Consider the following 19,537-nt stretch of genomic DNA (forward strand, 5'->3'; position numbering starts at 1 on the left):
CCCTGTAGGACAGCTAGGCCGCCTGAGAAAGGCCGCAGATATCATCGGTAGATTATTCGCAGTTTGGCTGCGGCATTGGCGGCATGTCGTCGCGCCGTGGCATGCCGCCAGCCCAGCTCACCCGTCAATCACGTCAAGGTTCCTGGTCTCCATCGGTCGGCTGTGTCGGCACGATCCGCGGCGGCGGCGTAGCCGGGACGGCGGGGGAGGGTGGCGCTTCAGGCTGGCCGATGGGCAGGCGCAGCTGATTGGGGCCTATGTTGACCGACACCCCGTCCTCATCGACACCCAGGCTCATATTGCCCAGGCCCCCTTCCACCGTCACATTGGCGATTGCGTTGACGAGGTCGCTATCCTGTTGTTCGGGCGGTGTTTCGACAGGTTCGTTGATTGCTCCGGCCATGAAGTTTCGCCAGATGCGCGCAGGAACGCCGCCGCCTGCCGCGCCGCCGGGGAGCGGGGCATTATCATCATTGCCGATCCAGACGGCCGTCACCAGCCCACCGGCATAGCCGACGAAGATCGCGTCACGGCTATCCTGAGTGGTTCCCGTCTTGCCGAATGTGCTGGTGCGAAGTGCCGCTGCGCTGCCCGTTCCCCGGTTTGCGGCTGACGACAACAGATCGCGGATCATTTCAAGCTGATCCTGGCTGAAGTGACGCTGACGGCTCATCAGTCGGCCGAACCACCCCTGTTCTTCCGGAGGCAGGCCGTGGGCGATGACGGGATAGGCACCCGCAGCCACGGTGGCATAAGCCTGCGCCAGCTGGATGAGCGGAATTTCGGACGTGCCCAGCGCAAGGCTGAGATCTTCTGTCAGCGGTGCCGTGATGCCCAGGTCGCGCGCGACCTTTATGACAGCGTCGACGCCTACCTTTTGTGTCAATCTGACTGCCGCCACATTGCTCGACGCCGCGAATGCCTGACGCAATGTGATGCGGCCGCGATATTTGCCGCCGTGGTTGGCGGGCCGATAGGTCCCGCTGGTGATCGGCGTGTCCTCGATAAAATCCTCCGGCGTCATTCCGGATCGGAATGCGGCCAGATATACGAAGAGCTTGAAGGTCGATCCGGGCTGCCGCTTTGCCTGCACGGCCCGGTTGAAGCTGCTCGCGCGATAATTTTTGCCGCCGACCATGGCCACCACACTGCCGTCGGGCTTCATCGCCACCAGAGCTGCTTCGGCTTGGCCTAGAGGCGCTCGGCGGATGGCGGCTTCGGCAAGGCGCTGGATCCGCCAGTCGAGCGTCGTTGGAACAGTCTGCGCTCCATAAACGGCGCCCGCACGGTCCCGCGCCTCGGGCAGCACCCAGTCGGCGAAATAGGTGCCGGTGGTCGGATCGGGTGTTTCGCGCACGTCCAGCCGCGCTGGGCGCAGCCCGTTGCGTTCGGCCTTGCTGATATAGCCAGCGTCCACCATCGCCTGCGTCACCAGGGCGGCGCGCTCCCGTGCTCCTTTCAGATTTGTAGTCGGCGCGAGGCGAGAGGGTGCCTTCAGCAATCCCGCAAGCATCGCGGCCTGCGGAATAGTGAGCCGTTCGGGCTGGCGGCTGAAATAATGCAGCGAAGCCGCGCGCAATCCATAGACATTGTCACCGAAATAGACGTTCGACAGATAGCGTTCGAAAATCTGATCCTTGGTCAGCCATGCTTCCAGCCAGAAGGCAATAAGCGCCTCCCGCGCTTTTCGCCCGAACGTTCTGTCGCTGGAAAGGAACACACCCTTGGCAAGCTGCTGGGTGATGGTGCTCCCTCCCTGCGACGAACCGTCCGACCATAGGTTGTGCCAGGCGGCTCGTACTATGCCTCTCGGATCGACGCCCCAATGGCTGTAAAAGCGCCTGTCTTCGATCGCCATGAAGGCTTGGGGGACATGTTTGGGCAGATCTGCCATCGAAACGGGGCGATCGATTATCGCGCCGCGCCGGGCGATGAGATGGCCGTCGGCCGACATGAGGCTGACGCTTGGTGGCGCGATCGGCTTCAACGATCGAGAAAGCGGCGCGGTGACTGCCAGCCAGGCTATCACGAGCATCAGCAGTGCGAGCAGTCCAGCGATGATCCATCCTATGACATGCAACCGCCTTCGCCATGGCGTGGATGGAGCGAAGGCGCTGGGCGGCCCTGCTCCGAACTCGCGGGGTGGCTGATCGGGCTGAGGCGCGGGCAGGGGATCTTTCATTGGCTCCAGCATGCTGTATTATCAGATTGATACAGTCAATAGCGTCCTGTCTCGGGACACTCTCGGGTTAACCACGATAATGGGTGGCCGAAATGGTGAATCAGACGTTAACTCGATGTCATGCGAACGCGTCCGCTTATCCTTACGAACGCAGCTGCCCGCCATCCCTTTCGTCAGCGGCTGCCTCGTCACGTCCTGAAGGTGGACGCCTCTTCGGCCTCTACCTCGGACGAGAGTGACTGGAAGCTGTTTGTCCTCAGCTTCTGCGCATTTTTTACGGCATTCTACAGCTTCATCTTCTGATCCGGGGGCCTCAGTCGCAGGCTTTGTGAAGCGTCCATGCGATCCATGCGCAGGGGGGGCATAGCGCGGCCACCAGCAAAAGTTGGTCGATGACAGACATGCCTGCGATGCTGAGGCCAATTGCAAAAAAAGATCCCAGAACCATAGCGCCTGAATTGACGATGTTGTTAGCGGCTACGGTGCGGGCAGCTTCGCACTTTTCGACCGTCGTCGTGAGGAATGCATAAAGCGGCACCACGAACATGCCGCCGAATGTCGCCACACCAAGCAGGCATGCCGATAATGCTAGCGCCAGGGGATGGGCAAGAAAGCCCTTGAGCGAGAGCATCGCGCCGCTTCCGTCAGGCGTCCATAGATCACAAACAATGTGAAACGCGACGATGCACAGGCCCATGCCAATGACGGACGCGGGTGCGTAACGCGCCGACACATGCCCCTGCAGCAGCCGATTGATCGCAATCGATCCAATCGCGATGCCCACGGAAAAGATCGCCAGGAACAAGCTGGCCACTGACTTGTCCGCCGCCAGCACATTTTTGACGAGCGGCGGGAACTGGATGAACAGGATTGAGCCGACGGCCCAGAACACGCTGATTGCCATGATGGCCAGATAGAGGCGCCGGATATGCATTGTACCCCGCACCAGCGCGATCGATGACCGGATGATGTGGAAGTCGATCGGCTGCCGCTCGAGCAATGAAGGCGCGGGCGGCACTTCCCGGCCTGCCACATAGCCGATCGCAGCTGTCACGACGATGCCGATGGCTGCGACTTCCACGGGAATCAGGCCCGCCAGGATCGTTCCGGCAAGTATGGCGATATAAGTTCCAGCCTCTACCAGGCCTGTGCCGCCAAGCACTTCGTCATCATGCAGGTGCTGAGGCAGGATGGCGTATTTGATCGGGCCGAAGAAAGTGGAATGGACACCCATCGCAAAGAGTGCGCAAAGCAACAGCGGAATGGCCACGCCATGGATCGCTATGCCGCTCCAGATCAGCCCCAGGCCGATGGCGCCAACTAGCATTATGGCGATCTCGGCTGCTTTTACATATCGTATGATGACGGCCTTGTCCCGCTGATCGGCGAGTTGGCCGGACAGCGCGGACAGAAGGAAAAATGGCAGGATGAATATGCCCGTCGCCAATGCGCTGAACCAGGTTTCCGACCGTTCGTCATTATAGACGCTGTACACGACGAACAGCACCATCGCATTTTTGAACAGGTTGTCGTTAAAGGCCCCGAGCAATTGAGTGATGAAAAGCGGCAGGAAACGTCGCTTGTTAAGGAGCCTGAGTGAGGCTTGCATAGGCAAGAAGGTCTTCTTCGCTGTGGACGAGCGGAGCGGGGTCTAGCGGCTGCCGCGTCGGCTGTCCAACGCATCCGGATGAGAAGCGGTCGAGCCCCTCATCACGGCTGCTTGTGCTATGCGGCGGACTGTGGCAGTCCGCCGCCATGCTGACGCTGCCCAATCTGCTGACGCTTTCGCGGATACTGACCGTCCCGTTGCTTGTCGCGTTGCTCTGGCCCGCAGAGGTCGGCGCTCGCTGGACGACCGGCTATGCCTTTGCCTTCGGGCTTTATTGCCTGATGGGCATCACCGACTATTTCGATGGCTATCTGGCGCGAGCCCAAGGGACCGTTTCGAAGCTGGGCGTTTTTCTGGATCCCATCGCCGACAAGATCATGGTTGGCGCAGTCATCCTGATGTTGGCCGCCACTCGCGACATCGCGGGTATTCACATCGCTGCCGCCATGATCATTCTGTTGCGTGAAATCGCCGTGTCTGGGCTGCGCGAGTTTCTGGCAGGACTTCAGGTTTCGGTGCCGGTGTCCCGCCTGGCCAAGTGGAAAACCGCATTTCAATTGATAGCTCTTGGAGCCCTGATCCTGGCGGGCGCGGTGCCCGCATTTCCCCTGGTTCAGTTGCTGGGTATCGTGACCCTCTGGGCCGCAGCAATACTGACTTTGATCACCGGTTGGGACTATCTGCGGGTCGGTATCAAGCATATGGACTGATGCGTGGTTAAACTCGAAATCCTCTATTTCGCTTGGGTGCGAGAAATCATCGGCTGCGATGGTGAACAGGTCGATCGGCCTGACGCCGATATGAGTGTCGCAAATTTGATTGCGCAGCTTGCGGAACGTGGAGGCCGCTATGCTGAGGCGTTCGGTGATACTGGGCGGCTGCGCGCAGCGTTGGATCAGTGCTTTGTGCCACTCGAAACGTTGATCGGGCAAGCGAAGGAGCTGGCGATCTTTCCCCCGGTCACTGGCGGATGAACCGCGTTGCCATCCAGACGGAGGATTTCGACGTGGGCGCCGAGCTGGCCATGCTGGAAGCCGCCGGAGGTGGGGGCGTTGCCAGTTTCACAGGGGTCGTGCGCGGCGACAACGCGCTAGTTTCACTCGAGCTTCAGCATTATCCGGCGATGACGGCAGCTCAGGTCGAGCGGATAGTCGACGAAGCGACCGCGCGTTGGCCACTTTTGGCCGTGCGCGTGATTCATCGCTTTGGAAAGCTCAAGCCAGGCGAACACATCGTTTTTGTCGGCACGGCCTCGCGTCATAGGGCGGCCGCGCTGGAAAGTTGCGCCTTTCTGATCGATTGGCTGAAGTCTGACGCGCCCTTTTGGAAGAAGGAGCATTTTGCCGATGGAGCGGCCGCCTGGGTGGAGGCGCGCGTCGAGGATGAGGCGAAGGCGCGCGATTGGACCCGCTGAAGATCAGGCGGCTACACTGGATTGCGGCAAATCGGCGGCATCGCGCAGAAGTTCGGCAAGCAGGCGAAACTCCTTTTCCCTCGGACTATTCTTGCGCCAGACCAAAGCAATGTCACGGTGCGATCGGTCTGATCGCAGAGGCCGTACGGCTATCTGCGTGTGGTCCAATATACCGCCCGTAATGGCCATTTCCGGCATGATCGTCATACCAAGGCCATTATCGACCATCTGAACCAGTGTATGGAGGGAAGTTCCCATCATCATCGCGCTCGAACGGATTTCGGGGCGGTTGCACGCGGCAAGAGCATGGTCCTTCAGACAATGACCATCTTCCAGTAATAGCAGCTTCGTCTCATCGATCATGTCAGGCGCCACCCACTCGGGCGGGTCGCGTGGATCATCTTGAGGAAATGCGACATATAGCCGGTCCTGGAACAGCATTTCGCTGTCCAACTCCCCGGTGGGAAAGGGCAGGGCAAGGAGGACGCAGTCCACGTTACCGTGACGAAGTGATTCGATCGCCGTCTGCGTCGTCTCCTCCCGCAGGTAAAGCTTGAGCTCGGGCCTGTCCGCTCTCAGGCGGGGGAGCAGGCGGGGCAACAGGAAGGGCGCGATCGTCGGGATCACGCTCATGCGCAACTCGCCGGTGAGCGGCTTGCCCGAGGCTTCGGCGATAGCCGCAAGTTCCTCCGCTTCGCGGAGAACGCGATGTGCTTTCTCCACGATACGGTCGCCCAGAGCCGTGAAGCGCACCACCCTTCGCGTCCGTTCAACCAGCATCACGCCGATCAGCGATTCCAGTTCGCGGATACCCGCCGAAAGCGTGGATTGCGTGACATAGCAGCTGTCGGCTGCCTTGCCGAAATGCCCATGCTGTTTCAGCGCAACAAGATATTGCAGCTGTTTCAGCGTGGGCATGTAACTCGACATCGATCGCCTTTCTCGATTAGAAAGCCGAAGATAAGAGCGTCACCCGATATATCCAAGCCATTTGGCTACGCCGAACAGGGATGTAAGCGTCAGGATTGTACCAACCGCTGTGAATAGCATCCGGGGTGCGACGTGACGGGCAAGCATTGCGCCAAAGGGTGCCGCTATTATGCCTCCGAGCAACAGACCGACGGTGTAGGTCGTGAAAGCCTCCCAGCCCAGATGGAGCATGAAGGTGAGGCTGATCGCCAGCGTCAGCACGAACTCGACGGTGTTGACCGTGCCGATCGTGTGACGAGGACTGGAGCCTTGGATAAGGAGGTTCGAAGTAACGATCGGCCCCCAGCCGCCGCCGCCCGAGGCGTCCATGAAACCGCCGACGAGGCCAAGCGGCGCCACCCACTTCGGGTCTCGTGGATGAGGTGGCAGATGAAAGCCGCGCCAGATCAGATAAACGCCGATTGCGGTCAGGTAGAGTTGAACGAAAGGTTTGATCACTGATCCGTCGATGTTCGAAAGAATGTAGGCTCCCGTCACGCCGCCAATGACGCCGGGAATGATGAGGCGTGAAAATAGCCGCCAATCCACGTTCCGGTGGGCGATGTGGCTTATGGCTGAGACAGCGGTCGTGAAAGTTTCGGCGGCGTGTACGCTGGCGGACGCTCTGCTTGGCGGCACGCCCAATGCGAGAAGCAGGGTGCTGGAAATCACGCCGTACGCCATTCCCAAAGCCCCATCGATCATCTGGGCTCCGAAACCGATCAGGATAAAGGGTAGAAGTTCGCTGAGATGAGCGAGGACGGGATCGGTCATTCAAAGGCCCCTGTTGATTGTCTACCGCATTGCTTGGTATATCATAGCTCTCCAAGAAACATTCTGTTTTATGGTCAGAAGCCGAAATAGCCACGCATCTGGAAAATGGATTCTCGCGGGCCTATGTAATGGCCTTCGGTTTTCAGGGGCCGCTGCATGCTGCGCAATCTTATTGGTTATTTGGACTCGGTCAAATCGCGTGACCCGGCTCCGCGCTCGCGGGCTGAAATCCTCCTGTACCCGGGGGTTTGGGCTCTTGGGTTTCATCGCGTTGCGCACAGGCTCTACGGCCTTCGGCTCTATTTCATGGCGCGCGCGGTCAATCATTTTTCCCGCTTTCTCACCGGCAACGACATCCATCCCGGTGCGCGCATCGGCAAGCGGTTCTTCATTGACCATGGCTTTACAGTGATTGGTGAAACGGCTGAAATCGGTGACGATGTCACTCTTTATCAGAATGTGACACTTGGCGGCACCGATCCCGCGAACGGCATTGCAGGCAAGCGGCACCCGACCCTGGCCGATGGGGTCATCGTCGGATCGGGCGCTCAGGTGCTTGGTCCTGTATATGTCGGCGCGCGCGCGCGCGTGGGTGCTAACGCAGTGGTCACGAAAAATGTGCCCGATGGCGCAACCATGGTCGGTATTCCGGCTCGGCAAATGGTTGTCGATGTCACCGCTTATCAGCGTGAATTCCTGCCCTATGGTACGCCCTGTAGCGACTGCCATGATCCGGAAAAATATAAGCTGGAACAGCTTCAGCAGGAAGTCGAGCAATTGCAGAAGCGATTGGCAGAGCTGCTAGAGCAGCGACAGGAAGGGTCTCATGAGCCTCATGATGACGACATTCCCTTGTTTCGGGAGCGTGGGCGCGCCTGATGAGCAATGTGACCCCGTTCCCATCTCAAGCCAATCCGATGGGGCAGACGGGGTTCGACCGACTGGAATTGCAACGAATCATGGATCTTTATGGCCGGATGGTGTCCGCCGGTCATTGGCGTGACTATGCGATTGATCTTGGCCATGACGCAGCAGTTTTTTCCGCCTTTCGGCGGGCCGCCGAACGCCCGGAATATCGCATCGAGAAGCGGCCTTCGCTCCGTCATCGGCAAGGAATGTGGGCGCTGATCGGGGAGGCCGGGAGCATCCTAAAACGAGGTGCTGAACTTCAGGGCATTCTTGCGCCCGTCGAGCGCAGATTGCTTAAGATTGTGCGGGATTAGCGCTGTTTCTGATTGCGAGTGTCCGATATCGCGAAGACCAAAGGTGGCAGCCGATAAGGGGTGCCAGAGCCAACGACGAATAAGGCCGATTGATGACTTTGCCGAAGCTGCTTGAAGATCGTTTATCCCTGCCGCTGATAGCGTCTCCGATGTTCATCGTGTCCCAGCCCGCGCTTGTGATCGCGCAATGTCGCGCTGGTATCGTGGGTTCCTTCCCTTCGCTCAACGCACGGCCTTCAGGCGTGTTCGAAGAGTGGCTTCAACTTCTCCGCCGGGAGTTGACTGAGGATGACGCGCCTTTCGCGGTCAACCTTATCGTCCACAAGACAAATGCCCGCTTGGAGGAGGATTTGGCTCTCTGCGTGAAATATCGCGTCCCGATCGTGATTACCTCGCTGGGCGCTCGTGCCGACGTCAACGAAGCGGTCCACAGCTATGGTGGCCTTGTGTTCCACGATGTCATCAACAACATGTTCGCGAGGAAGGCGATCGAAAAGGGGGCAGACGGCCTGATTGCGGTTGCCGCGGGGGCAGGAGGCCATGCTGGCACATTGTCGCCGTTCGCGCTAATTGAAGAAATCCGCGCATGGTTTGACGGCCCTTTGATCCTGTCAGGTGCGATCGCAACCGGCCGAGCGATTGCGGCTGCCCGCATGATGGGGGCTGATCTGGCCTATATCGGCTCTGCTTTCATCGCGACGGAAGAAGCGAACGCCGACCCCAAATATAAGCAAATGATCGTAGACAGTAGCGCGGCCGACATCGTCTATTCGGATCACTTCACCGGCGTTCATGGCAATTACCTGAGACCGAGCATTACGGCAGCCGGGCTGGACCCCGACACGCTGGCGAATGCCGCCGGCATGGATATCGCCGCTATGGCGGAGGACGAGAAAAAGGCCTGGCGCGACATTTGGGGGGCGGGCCAGGGCATTGGCGCGGTCGAGGAAATTCAGCCCGCCGCTTCATTCATAGAGCAATTGAAGGCGCAGTACCTTGATGCCATTGCATCCTTCCAGTCAAAGGAAGGCGCGTAGTTCTGCAAGGAATGCGTCAAACCGGTCGTGGTGCAACCAGTGTCCGGCTTCGCCAAATTCTACCAGTCGCGCATCACGGAAGTGCGCTGCCCTGCCGTCATTCACCGGATTCGATGCCCAACTGTCCAGACCCAAGCAAAGGAGTACGGGGCAGTGAACCCGCGACCAGAACTGAGGTAGATCATCCCCAACCATGTCTTGCGGCGGCGTTTGGCGAAGATATGGATCGAACTTCCAATCATAGCTGCCATCTTCATTGCGGTTCACGCCATGAACCGTCAGATGCAGCGCTTGTTCTCCTGACAGGTGGTCGTTCCGTTCCCGCATGCGCGCGACTGCCGCTTCGAGCGTGGGATAGTGACGCGGCTGCCTGCGAGCGCTCGCGCGGCGCTGCTCGATCCATTCGCGCCAGCGATCGGGTGCGGGATGGGCTGCCCTGTCCTTAAGCCTCTCGGGGGAAAGGCCCAGCCCCTCGATCGCGACCAGGCGGTCGACGCGCTCCGGGAAGAGCCCCGCATAGCGCAACGCGATAGACCCTCCCAACGAATGGCCCACCAGAACAACCTTGTCCCGCCCAACCTGCTCCACTAGCTGGGCGAGGTCATAGACGAAGTCCGCCGTCAGATAGGTGCCTTCGGTAGACCATGCGCTGTCGCCATGGCCCCGAAGATCAGGAACCACGACATGGAAGTCACGCGCGAGTGCCCGGGCCGTCCAATCCCAACTACGCGCATGATCCAGGGCGCCATGCAACAGGATCAAGGTGGGAGCGGAGCGGTTCCCCCAATCCACATAATGCAGGCGAGTGCGCAGCGAAGTGAAGAAATGTGATGTCGGGCTTAGGGTGGCGACGTTGTCCGGACATTCGCCAAGCGGGCTGGCAAAATTTGGGGTGATATTCATGTCCTCGGGAGCACTCCGCGATTCTGGACGGCCAGCATCATAACTTAATCATTATAGCAGCATTTTTGAGAAAATTGATGGTGATAGTGAGCGGGGTGCCCGCTCTTAGCGTACCAAAGTGGGAGATGCTGAAGAAATGATTGGGTCGATCAAAAGCCTTCTGATCGCCCAAACGGAATCACCCGGTCAGCGGCCCGATCATGATGGGCCAAGGCCACCATGCGCGCTAGATCGGCCTGTTTGAATGGCTTGTCGAGCCTCAGCCGTTTTGTGGCGCCGGTGGGCAGTTCAGCATATCCCGTGATGATGATGACGGGCAAGCCGGGATGGCTTTCAGTCAGGGCGTCCGCCAGTTGCGCTCCCGTCATATGAGGCATTGCGTGGTCGGTGATGACAAGATCAACGTCGCCCTCGGTCAGCATTCGTAGAGCATCAACTGCTGACCCTGCCTGAAATACGGTATGTCCCAATTCCTCGAGCATGCCCGCCGTATTTGTGAGAACCAAGTCATCGTCATCGACCGCCAATATGACAAGCGGCTGATCTGTGGGCTCAACGATGGTCGGGCTTTGGCACTCGTCCTCCTCCGCGTCGATCTCATCAGCAGCCACTGGGAGCCAGAGCGAGACAGTCGAGCCCTGTCCCGGCTCGCTTGAGATGATCAGCGACCCGCCGCACTGCTGGGCAAAGCCGTGGACCATGGAAAGGCCGAGGCCGGTGCCCTTGCCTACGCCTTTGGTGGTGAAGAACGGCTCACGAGCCCGAGCGAGGGTATGTTCATCCATGCCTTCCCCCTCGTCGATGACCGAAAGGCGGACATAATGACCACAGGGCAAATCAGGCCGTTGTTCCGCCGTAAGATGAGCCTCGGCACCTTCAACAATGATCCGGCCGCCGCCCGGCATCGCATCGCGAGCGTTCACGGCAAGGTTCAGCAGCGCCAGTTCCAGCTGCGCCGGGTCTGCATGCGCGGCGCTGAGGGACAGGGGGAAACGAGTCTCTATTGTCACAGTGGAGCCCAAGGTCGATTTCAGCAACCCGGCCATGTTTCGCACCAGGGCGATGCAATCGATGCTGGCCAATTTCAACTCCTGGCGCCGGGCAAAGGCTAGCATGCGCTGGGTCAAGATGGCCCCGCGATCGGCCGCGGTCATCGCATTGTCGATATAGCGCGAAATGTCGGCTCCGGTTTGTAGCCGCTGCCTTGCAAGGTCCAGGCTTCCCATGATGACGGCGAGCAGGTTGTTGAAATCATGAGCGACGCCGCCCGTCAGCTTGCCGATCGCATCCATCTTCTGCGATTGGAAAATGGCTTCACGCGCTTCTTCCAGTGCTAGCTGAGATTCCCGCCGCTCGGTCAGATCGCGCGTGATCTTGGCAAAGCCTATGAGGTGGCCCATGGGATTGCGAATGGCGTCGATGACGACGTTGGCCCAAAAGCGCGACCCGTCCTTGCGAATGCGCCATCCTTCCGCTTCAAAACGCCCTTCTCGGGTTGCTGTTTCAAGAGCGCGGGATGGTATCCCGGCCATGCGGTCTTCTTCCGAATGGAAGCGGGAGAAATTCTGGCCCAGTATCTCGTCTGCGGTGTATCCCTTGAATCGCTCTGCGCCCGCGTTCCAGCTTGTGATGGTGCCCACGGGGTCGAGCATATAAATCGCATAGTCGGTGACGCTTTCCACCAGCAGGCGGAAGCGCTCTTCGCTTGCCCGTAGCGCTTCATCGGCCACCCGCCGTTCCGTCAGGTCGCGCGTCACCTTGGCAAAGCCAATCAACTTGCCTGCGGGGTCGCGGATGGGGTCGATGACGACGCTTGCCCAAAAGCGCCCGCCATCCTTGCGCACGCGCCATCCTTCGGCTTCGAACCGCCCTTCGTGCTCCGCGGTTTCGAGCGCAAGGGCAGGGATGCCCGCCGCCTGATCTTCCGGGGTGTAGAAGCGGGAGAAATGTTGGCCGACAATCTCTTCGGCCTCATATCCCTTGAACCGGCGCGCTCCTGCGTTCCAACTAACGATCGTGCCATTGGTTGAGAGCATGTAAATCGCGTAATCAGTAACGCTCTGGACAAGCAATTCGAAGCGGTTTCCAGAGTCCTCCGGCGCCGCCGTGTTCATAAGTTCCCCATTAAGTTATTGTATCTTATCAAAACGGACAAACACCCCGAACGGTTCATCGTTCCGTTGGTGAGCCGTCAATCTGTCACTCAGCCTATATCGCTCTATTAACTAACGCATATTTTTGAGGGGTTTGGGAGAAGAGGCCATGCGGGGAGCTTTTTGCCGGGGCTGAGGGAGGTCGTTGACCTTCCCCGGATCAGCCGCTAATCCCGGCGGCGTCGCGGGTGTAGCTCAATGGTAGAGCTTTTGCTTCCCAAGCAAGTGACGAGGGTTCGATTCCCTTCACCCGCTCCATTCCTGCATCAGCCGACCTGCCGCTTGGCGAGCTTTCTTGCCAACGTCCTGCGATGCATGCCGAGGCGACGCGCTGCTTCGGATATGTTGAAGTCGCTGTCCTTCAACACCTCATGAATATGTTCCCACTCGAGCGTCTTGATCGATGTCGGACGTGGGGCGAGGGGCGTCGATGGGTCGCCGGTCGACCGGGCGAATGCTGCTTCGATGTCATCCGTGTTTGAAGGCTTGGCGAGATAATGCGAGGCGCCGAGTTTGATCGCCTCGACAGCGGTCGCGATGCTTGCGAAGCCGGTCAGGACGACGATCAGCATGTCAGGATCATGGGCATGAAGCGTCTGGACGCAAACCAGGCCGGACTCAGATGCGAGCTTGAGATCGACTACTGCATAGTGGGGACGGTGTTTCTCGAGCAGGGCGAGAAGGGTGGCATGGTTGTCAGCGGTCAGGACCTGATAGCCGCGCCGTTCAAAAGAGCGCTTGAGCGTTTTGGCGAAGGCTTCGTCATCCTCGACAAGGACCAGCAGCCGGTCATCCTCCATTGGGCAACTCCTCTTCGAAGGCGACTGTGCTGAGCGGGAGGCGGAGCAGGATGAGCGCGCCGCCGTCTGCGCCGTTGCTGGCGGAGACGTTGCCGCCGAGCTTCCGGACCACATTCACGACCAGGAAGAGGCCGAGGCCGCTGCCTTGTTTGCCTTTGCTGGAGCGGTAGGGTTTGCCGAAGTCCGCGAGCATCTGATCGCTGAAGCCCTTGCCATTGTCGCGGACGGCGATGTTGAGCGAGTTGCTGTCCCGCCCGACCAGAAGATCGATGTAGGTGGCGCCAGCTTCGCGGGCGTTGTCGAGGAGGTTTGTGATGGCTTGGCGGATGACGGGATCGGCGATGATGCGGGGGTAATCGTGGGGGCCGAAATCGCAGCGGAGGGGGATGGTGGGGTTGGTGGAGCGCCAGCTTTGGGCGATTTCAAGAATGAAATCGCGAATTGGCGTGACTTTTGGAGCTTCGCCTCGGGCTTCGCCGGAGGAAATGAGAATGCCTGTCAATATCTGTTTACAGCGTTGGACGGCTGCCTGCATCTCGCCGACCTCCTCGAGAAGCGAGGGGTGCGCAGTGATTTCGGGCATGTGGCGCCAGTCGCCTAGTACGACCGCGAGTTGGGAGAGGGGGGTGCCGAGTTCATGGGCCGCACCTGAGGCGAGGAGGCCCATGCGGACGATATGTTCTTCCTCCGCCGCCTGCTGGCGTAGCTGGGCGAGATAGGCTTCGCGAGCCTGGAGGTTTCGGGTCACGCGGCTCATGAAAAGGACCAGCAGCACCGCGATCATGGCGAGGCAGATCCAGGTGCCGAGGATGTGGAGGTCGAAAAGGCGGCCCTCCAGCGCGTCGGTAAGCTCCAGCGGCCGATAGACGAGCGACAGCATGGCAGCGCAGAGCAGCGACAGTAGGACGATGCCCCAGATGCTCCAACGGTCGAGCAGCACCGCGCCCAGCGCGACCTGAAGCAGGTAGAGGGCGATGAAGGGATTGGTCGCGCCGCCGCTGAGATACAGTTGGGTTGTCAGCAAGAGCACGTCGAAGACGAGCGCCAGGAACAGCTCGATATGCGCAACGTCGGTACGGCGGCGCAGCGTTGCGAAGGTGGCGACATTCACTGCTGCCCCGATCGAGGCCACAAGCAACATGGCGGCGACAGGCAAGCTGATCCCCATGCCCCAATGCACGAAGAGGATCGTCGCGACCTGCCCGGCGATCGCGATCCAGCGAAGCTGGGCGAGCAGCGCCATATTCTTGCGCCCTGCTGCGTCCGCTGGCCATTGGCTGGGCAACAGGCGGGCGCCGGTGGAAAGCCACCGCTTCAAGACCGTTTTCCCTTCCATTCATGGCGCATGACGAAGATGTAGGCGCCAGCCGCCATCGCCGCCAGCGCGAACCATGTGAGGGCGTAGGAAAGATGGCTGTTGGGGAAGGTGAGGACGGTGAGGCCGCCTATTGGAAGAGCGCCCGGCGCGCCGCTGCGTTCGGCGTCGATGAAATAGTTGGCGACGGGCGGGCGAAGCTGGCGCGCTGCGGCGATGGCGGTGACGTCGCGTGAATACCAGCGGTTCGCGGCGGGATCATTGCTGCGCAGGAAACCGCCGCCGGGTTCGGTGAGGCGCATGAGTCCTGTAATCTGGACGCTCCCTTCCGGCCGTGAATAGCTATTCCGCGCATCAGGCGGGATGAAGCCGCGGTTGACGATCAGGGTGAAGCCGCGATCGGTCATGAGCGGCGTGAGTACCCAGAAACCCGCCCCCCGCGCGGTGGAAGCCTGCACCAAAGTCGCGCGGTCATGCTGGAAATGGCCGGTCGCGATGACCCGACGATAGGCATCGTCCGGACTGGCCGATGCGGGGGCGGGGACAGGCGCGGCGTGGACGCGGCTTTCGACCTTTTCGATAAGGTCGCGCTTCCAGGCGAGGCGATGGATTTGCCAGACGCCAAGGCTGACCAAACCCGCAACCGCCAGAGCGGCGGCGAAAGAGAAAAGGATCAGGAACCCCGCCGATGGGCGGCGGGGCGCGTGACCTGTCACGGCATCTGGCTCATGTCATGCACGCTCATATCCATTTGCGGCATCATATTGTGATTGAGATGATACATGACCCAGATGGAACCGGACAGGGTGATGACGACCAGCACGATCGTGAAGATCAGCGCCAGCATCGTCCAGCCCCCTTCGGAACGGGTGTTCATGTGCAGGAAGTAGATCATGTGAACCACGATCTGCACGACCGCGAAGCCCAGGATGACGAATGCCGTCAACTGCTTGTCACCCAGCACGCCGGTCATGACGAGCCAGAAGGGGATGGCCGTCAGGATGACCGACAGGCCAAAGCCGATCATGTAGCTGCCGAAGGTGCCATGGGCGTGGGCGTCGCCATGATGGGCGTCGTGATGGCTGTGGTCGTGCGCGCTCATCGCAGCATCCCCATGAGATAGACGAAGGTGAAAACGCCGATCCAGACGACGTCGAGGAAGTGCCAGAACATCGACAGGCACATGAGGCGGCGCTGGTTGGCGGGGATCAGGCCCTTTTTCGCAACCTGCACCATCAGCGTCACCAGCCAGATCGTGCCGAAGGTGACGTGCAGCCCGTGGGTGCCGACCAGCGTGAAGAAGGCGGACAGGAAGCCCGAGCGCATCGGGGTCGCGCCTTCATGGATGAGGTGCGCGAATTCGTATAGTTCGATCGACAGGAAGGCGAGGCCGAACAAGCCGGTGATGGCCAGCCAGCCCTGCGTCGCGGCCACCCGGTTCTTTTCCATCGCCAGCATCCCAAAGCCATAGGTGATGGACGAGAAAAGCAGCATCGCGGTGTTGAGCGCGACGAGCGGCAGGTCGAACAGGTCCTTCGGGCTTGGTCCCGCCGCATAACTGCCGCCCAGCACCGCATAGGTCGCAAACAGGCAGGCGAAGATGAGGCAATCGCTCATCAGGTAGATCCAGAAGCCCAGCATGGTGCTGGAGCCTTCCGGATGGTGGGGCTCATGTTCCAGATGGAAGAGCGGGTTGCCGTCCTTGTCGAGGAAAGCGGCGTCTACGGTGGGTGCGCTTGCCATGTGCTGTTAGCCCTGCATCGCGAGGCTGCGCGTGCGCTCGCCTTCGGTGCGCTCGACGACATCTTTCGGGATGTAGAAGTCGCGCTTGTAGTTGAAAGTGTGGCCGATCGTGACCGCGAGGATGGCGAGGAAGCTGAGGCCCGCGAGCCACCACATGTACCAGATCATGCCGATGCCGAAGGCAACGGACAGGCCCGCGATGATGACGCCGGTGCCGGTGTTGCTGGGCATGTGGATCGCTTCATAGCCCGAGAGAGGCCGCTGATAGCCGCGCTTCTTCATGTCCGCCCATGCGTCGCCGTCATGGATGACGGGGGTGAAGGCGAAGTTATAGTCTGGCGGCGGCGAGCTGGTTGCCCATTCGAGGGTGCGGCCGTCCCATGGGTCGCCGGTCGTGTCGCGCAGCTTGTCGCGGTTGATAATGCTGACGGCGAACTGGATCAGCATGCAGGCGATGCCGGCCGCGATCATGAGGGCGCCAAGAGCTGCGATCTGGAACCAGATTTGCAGGCTTGGGTCATCGAAGACGCGCATGCGGCGGGTGACGCCCATGAGGCCCAGCACATAGAGCGGCATGAAGGCGACCCAGAAGCCGACGACCCACAGCCAGAAGCTGCGCTTGCCCCATGTTGTGTCCAGCTTGAAGCCGAACGCCTTGGGCCACCAATAGTTGATCGCCGCGAACAGGCCAAACAGGACGCCGCCGATGATCACGTTATGGAAGTGCGCGATCAGGAATAGCGAGTTGTGCAGGACGAAGTCCGCGGGCGGCACGGCGAGCAGCACGCCGGTCATGCCGCCGACCGTGAAGGTCAGCATGAAGGCGACCGTCCACATCATCGGCAGCTCGAAACGGATGCGGCCGCGATACATGGTGAAGAGCCAGTTGAAGAGCTTGGCCCCGGTCGGGATGGAAATGACCATCGTCGTGATGCCGAAGAAGCTGTTGACGCTGGCGCCCGATCCCATGGTGAAGAAATGGTGCAGCCAGACGAGGTAGCTCAGGATCGCGATGACGACCGTCGCATAGACCATCGAGGAGTAGCCGAAGAGGCGCTTTGACGAGAAGGTCGAGGTGACTTCGCTGAACACGCCAAACAGCGGCAGGATGAGGATGTAAACCTCCGGATGGCCCCAGATCCAGATGAGGTTCACATACATCATGGGGTTGCCGCCCATGTCGTTGGTGAAGAAGGCCGTGCCGACATAGCGGTCGAGGCTGAGCAGCGCGAGGACGGCGGTCAGCACCGGGAAGGCGGCGACGATCAGGATGTTGGAGCAGAGCGAGGTCCAGACGAAGATGGGGAGCTTCATCATGCTCATGCCGGGCGCGCGCATCTTTACGATGGTCGCGATTAGGTTGACGCCGGATAACAGCGTGCCGATGCCTGCTATCTGGAGGCCCCAGATATAATAATCGACGCCTACTCCGGGACTGTAGGCGATGCCTGACAGGGGTGGATAGGCGAGCCAGCCGGTGCGGGCGAATTCGCCCACGAACAGCGACATCATGGTGATGACTGCGCCTGCCGTCGTCATCCAAAAGCTGAAATTGTTGAGGAACGGGAAGCTGACGTCGCGCGCGCCGATTTGCAGCGGGACCATATAGTTCATGATCCCGGTGATCATCGGCATCGCCACGAAGAAGATCATGATGACGCCGTGCGCCGTGAATATCTGGTCATAATGATGCGCGTTCAGATAGCCTTCGGAGCCGTTGAAGGCCCATGCCTGTTGCAGGCGCATCATGAGCGCATCGGCGAATCCGCGCAGGAACATGATGAGGCCCAGGATCATGTACATGATGCCGATGCGCTTGTGATCCACGGTGGTGAACCAGTCGCGCCACAGCATGCCCCAGAGGCGATATTTGGTGACGAGGCCAAGGACCGCGGCGCCGCCGATGACGACCGCCACGAAGGTGCCCATGACGATCGGCTCGTGGAACGGGACGGCGCTCCAGTCGAGGCGGCCGAAGATCAGTTTCCAGATGCCGCTATTTTCGGATGCGGGATGAGGGGACATGGGGGTCAGGGCCTTGGGAGGGAGGGGTGTGAAAGGCGAATGAGCCCCTCCCCTTCAGGGGAGGGGTTGGGGTGGGGATTGGCCGCTTGGAGCGGCGCTTGGGGAGAGCCCCCACCCCCGTCCCCTCCCCTGAAGGGGAGGGGTGATATGAGGTGCTCAATGCCCATGATGCATGTCCGCATGCCCGTCGGCATCCTTCTGCCCCGGAGCCTCATGGCCCTGCGCGGCGGGGGTGCGTTCCGCCGCTGGCGTCATGCCGGAAGGCTGCGCGATCTCGCCCTTCTTGCCCGGCTCGACCGGATGAAAGCCACCGACATCGATAGTGCCGTCATGGCGCAGGCCTTCGGTGTCGCGCGCCGACTCCTTGCCGCCACCGCCCATCATGTCGGTCATCATGACCTCATCCATGCAGCGCTTGCCGGGCTGGGCGCACATGTTGAGCGCGGCGTGGAACAGCTTTGGCTCGACGCCTGCGAAATACATGGGCGGTACTTTTTCGCTCGGTTGCTCCAGCTTCACATAGGTGGCGCGGTCGAGCTTGGCGTTGCTAGCTTTGACCTGCGCGACCCAGCGGTCGAACCCGGCCTGATCCATCGCCTTGAAACGGAAGCGCATGTGGGAGAAGCCTGCGCCCGAATAGTTGGCGGAGAAGCCTTCGAAAGTGCCGGGCTTGTTGGCGACGGCGTGGAGGACCGTCTGCATGCCGGGCATGGCGTAGATCTGGCCTGCAAGCGCGGGCACGAAGAAGCTGTTCATCAGCGTCGAGGACGTGATTTTGAACTCGATCGGCTGATCGACCGGCGCGGCGAGTTCATTCACCGTGGCGATGCCGAGTTCGGGGTAGATGAACAGCCATTTCCAGTCGAGCGCGACGACTTCGACCTGAAGGCGCTTGGTGGCGGGCTCGACCTTGCGCGCGGCATCGATGCGCTCGATCGGGCGATAGGGGTCGAGCAGGTGGGTGCTGGTCCAGGTGATGGCGCCCAATGCGATGATGATCAACAGTGGGGCGGACCAGATCAGCAGTTCAAGGCTGGTCGAATGGTCCCAATCGGGATCATAATCCTTCGCCTGCGCCTTTTCCCGGTAGCGCCAGGCGAACCAGATCGTCGTCGCCATGACGGGCAGGATGATCAGCAGCATGAGCAGGGTCGAAATGACGATCAGGTCACGCTGCTGCACTGCGACATCCCCCGCGGGGGACATGACCACCCAGTTGCATGCGCCGAGCGGCAGCAGCAGCAAGGGGGCGAGTCGGCGCAGAAAAGCTCGGGGAAAAGGGCGAGGGCGTGCGGTCATGAAGCCCGCATAAGGGGGTGGCGTGGCGATCGACATTGGACCTTTTGTCCTATCCCCTCGCAGGCGCAAAATAGGGCAATGGCCTTTCGAC

The 19,537-nt window shown here is 60.4% G+C and carries 20 protein-coding genes and 1 tRNA gene; 8 read left to right on the forward strand and 13 right to left on the reverse strand.

Annotation, left to right across the window (positions count from 1 at the left end; translation table 11 throughout):
- Window positions 1–133: 133 nt before the first annotated feature.
- Window positions 134–2,194, reverse strand: coding sequence for a transglycosylase domain-containing protein (locus ACZ5TH_RS03645; RefSeq protein WP_464794642.1), 2,061 nt, complete (start codon window positions 2,192–2,194; stop codon window positions 134–136).
- Window positions 2,195–2,302: 108 nt separating this feature from the next.
- On the opposite strand from ACZ5TH_RS03645, the gene ACZ5TH_RS03650 reads away from it, so the two are divergent.
- Complete coding sequence (locus tag ACZ5TH_RS03650) at window positions 2,303–2,485, forward strand: hypothetical protein (RefSeq protein ID WP_464794643.1); 183 nt, start codon at window positions 2,303–2,305, stop codon at window positions 2,483–2,485.
- Window positions 2,486–2,495: 10 nt separating this feature from the next.
- On the opposite strand, the gene ACZ5TH_RS03655 is transcribed toward ACZ5TH_RS03650, so the two are convergent.
- Window positions 2,496–3,791, reverse strand: coding sequence for an MFS transporter (locus tag ACZ5TH_RS03655; protein ID WP_464795048.1), 1,296 nt, complete (start codon window positions 3,789–3,791; stop codon window positions 2,496–2,498).
- A gap of 146 nt (window positions 3,792–3,937) precedes the next feature.
- On the opposite strand from ACZ5TH_RS03655, the gene pgsA reads away from it, so the two are divergent.
- From pgsA to ACZ5TH_RS03670, 3 genes are read left to right on the forward strand one after another with little or no spacing between them, the layout of a single operon-like run.
- Window positions 3,938–4,501: a CDP-diacylglycerol--glycerol-3-phosphate 3-phosphatidyltransferase gene (gene pgsA / locus ACZ5TH_RS03660; RefSeq protein ID WP_464794644.1), complete on the forward strand. Its 564-nt coding sequence runs from the start codon at window positions 3,938–3,940 to the stop codon at window positions 4,499–4,501.
- 3 nt (window positions 4,502–4,504) lie between these two features.
- Complete coding sequence (locus ACZ5TH_RS03665; RefSeq protein ID WP_464794645.1) at window positions 4,505–4,765, forward strand: MoaD/ThiS family protein; 261 nt, start codon at window positions 4,505–4,507, stop codon at window positions 4,763–4,765.
- Complete coding sequence (locus ACZ5TH_RS03670) at window positions 4,762–5,205, forward strand: molybdenum cofactor biosynthesis protein MoaE (RefSeq protein WP_464794646.1); 444 nt, start codon at window positions 4,762–4,764, stop codon at window positions 5,203–5,205. Before ACZ5TH_RS03665 ends, ACZ5TH_RS03670 begins: the two co-directional genes overlap by 4 nt.
- A 3-nt stretch (window positions 5,206–5,208) precedes the next feature.
- On the opposite strand, the gene ACZ5TH_RS03675 is transcribed toward ACZ5TH_RS03670, so the two are convergent.
- Both ACZ5TH_RS03675 and ACZ5TH_RS03680 read right to left on the reverse strand, forming a co-directional pair.
- Window positions 5,209–6,135 carry a hydrogen peroxide-inducible genes activator gene (locus tag ACZ5TH_RS03675; protein WP_464794647.1) on the reverse strand — a complete coding sequence of 309 codons (927 nt, stop codon included), beginning with the start codon at window positions 6,133–6,135 and terminating at the stop codon, window positions 5,209–5,211.
- Between the two features lie 39 nt (window positions 6,136–6,174).
- A complete protein-coding gene (locus ACZ5TH_RS03680; RefSeq protein ID WP_449471927.1) occupies window positions 6,175–6,948 on the reverse strand; it encodes a sulfite exporter TauE/SafE family protein in 774 nt (257 codons plus the stop codon).
- A gap of 156 nt (window positions 6,949–7,104) precedes the next feature.
- On the opposite strand from ACZ5TH_RS03680, the gene epsC reads away from it, so the two are divergent.
- The 3 genes from epsC (at window position 7,105) to ACZ5TH_RS03695 (ending at window position 9,208) form a co-directional block, all read left to right on the forward strand.
- Complete coding sequence (epsC, locus tag ACZ5TH_RS03685; protein ID WP_464794648.1) at window positions 7,105–7,827, forward strand: serine O-acetyltransferase EpsC; 723 nt, start codon at window positions 7,105–7,107, stop codon at window positions 7,825–7,827.
- Window positions 7,827–8,171, forward strand: a complete 345-nt coding sequence (locus ACZ5TH_RS03690; protein ID WP_449471930.1) for a DUF2794 domain-containing protein — start codon at window positions 7,827–7,829, stop codon at window positions 8,169–8,171. Before epsC ends, ACZ5TH_RS03690 begins: the two co-directional genes overlap by 1 nt.
- Window positions 8,172–8,263: 92 nt before the next feature.
- Window positions 8,264–9,208, forward strand: coding sequence for an NAD(P)H-dependent flavin oxidoreductase (locus ACZ5TH_RS03695; RefSeq protein WP_464794649.1), 945 nt, complete (start codon window positions 8,264–8,266; stop codon window positions 9,206–9,208).
- Here ACZ5TH_RS03695 and ACZ5TH_RS03700 read toward each other — a convergent pair.
- Window positions 9,191–10,111: an alpha/beta fold hydrolase gene (locus ACZ5TH_RS03700; RefSeq protein WP_464794650.1), complete on the reverse strand. Its 921-nt coding sequence runs from the start codon at window positions 10,109–10,111 to the stop codon at window positions 9,191–9,193. The genes ACZ5TH_RS03695 and ACZ5TH_RS03700 overlap by 18 nt on opposite strands.
- A 149-nt stretch (window positions 10,112–10,260) precedes the next feature.
- On the reverse strand, window positions 10,261–12,225 hold the full coding sequence (locus ACZ5TH_RS03705; RefSeq protein ID WP_464794651.1) for a hybrid sensor histidine kinase/response regulator: 1,965 nt from the start codon (window positions 12,223–12,225) through the stop codon (window positions 10,261–10,263).
- Window positions 12,226–12,448: 223 nt separating this feature from the next.
- Between ACZ5TH_RS03705 and ACZ5TH_RS03710 the strand changes: the two genes are divergently transcribed.
- Window positions 12,449–12,522, forward strand: a tRNA-Gly gene (locus tag ACZ5TH_RS03710).
- Between the two features lie 8 nt (window positions 12,523–12,530).
- On the opposite strand, the gene ACZ5TH_RS03715 is transcribed toward ACZ5TH_RS03710, so the two are convergent.
- From ACZ5TH_RS03715 to cyoA, 7 genes are all read right to left on the reverse strand, one after another.
- Window positions 12,531–13,064: a response regulator transcription factor gene (locus ACZ5TH_RS03715; RefSeq protein WP_460987877.1), complete on the reverse strand. Its 534-nt coding sequence runs from the start codon at window positions 13,062–13,064 to the stop codon at window positions 12,531–12,533.
- Window positions 13,054–14,382, reverse strand: a complete 1,329-nt coding sequence (locus ACZ5TH_RS03720) for an ATP-binding protein (RefSeq protein ID WP_464794652.1) — start codon at window positions 14,380–14,382, stop codon at window positions 13,054–13,056. Before ACZ5TH_RS03720 ends, ACZ5TH_RS03715 begins: the two co-directional genes overlap by 11 nt.
- Window positions 14,379–15,095: an SURF1 family protein gene (locus ACZ5TH_RS03725; protein ID WP_464794653.1), complete on the reverse strand. Its 717-nt coding sequence runs from the start codon at window positions 15,093–15,095 to the stop codon at window positions 14,379–14,381. Before ACZ5TH_RS03725 ends, ACZ5TH_RS03720 begins: the two co-directional genes overlap by 4 nt.
- Complete coding sequence (gene cyoD, locus ACZ5TH_RS03730; protein ID WP_464794654.1) at window positions 15,092–15,481, reverse strand: cytochrome o ubiquinol oxidase subunit IV; 390 nt, start codon at window positions 15,479–15,481, stop codon at window positions 15,092–15,094. Before cyoD ends, ACZ5TH_RS03725 begins: the two co-directional genes overlap by 4 nt.
- A complete protein-coding gene (gene cyoC, locus ACZ5TH_RS03735) occupies window positions 15,478–16,122 on the reverse strand; it encodes a cytochrome o ubiquinol oxidase subunit III (RefSeq protein WP_464794655.1) in 645 nt (214 codons plus the stop codon). Before cyoC ends, cyoD begins: the two co-directional genes overlap by 4 nt.
- A 6-nt stretch (window positions 16,123–16,128) precedes the next feature.
- Window positions 16,129–18,147: a cytochrome o ubiquinol oxidase subunit I gene (cyoB, locus tag ACZ5TH_RS03740; RefSeq protein WP_464794656.1), complete on the reverse strand. Its 2,019-nt coding sequence runs from the start codon at window positions 18,145–18,147 to the stop codon at window positions 16,129–16,131.
- Between the two features lie 156 nt (window positions 18,148–18,303).
- Entirely contained in the window at window positions 18,304–19,446 is a 1,143-nt protein-coding gene (gene cyoA / locus ACZ5TH_RS03745) for a ubiquinol oxidase subunit II (RefSeq protein ID WP_464795049.1), read from the reverse strand.
- Window positions 19,447–19,537 lie beyond the last annotated feature (91 nt).

The sequence above is a fragment of the Sphingobium sp. TomTYG73 genome, assembly GCF_055394245.1.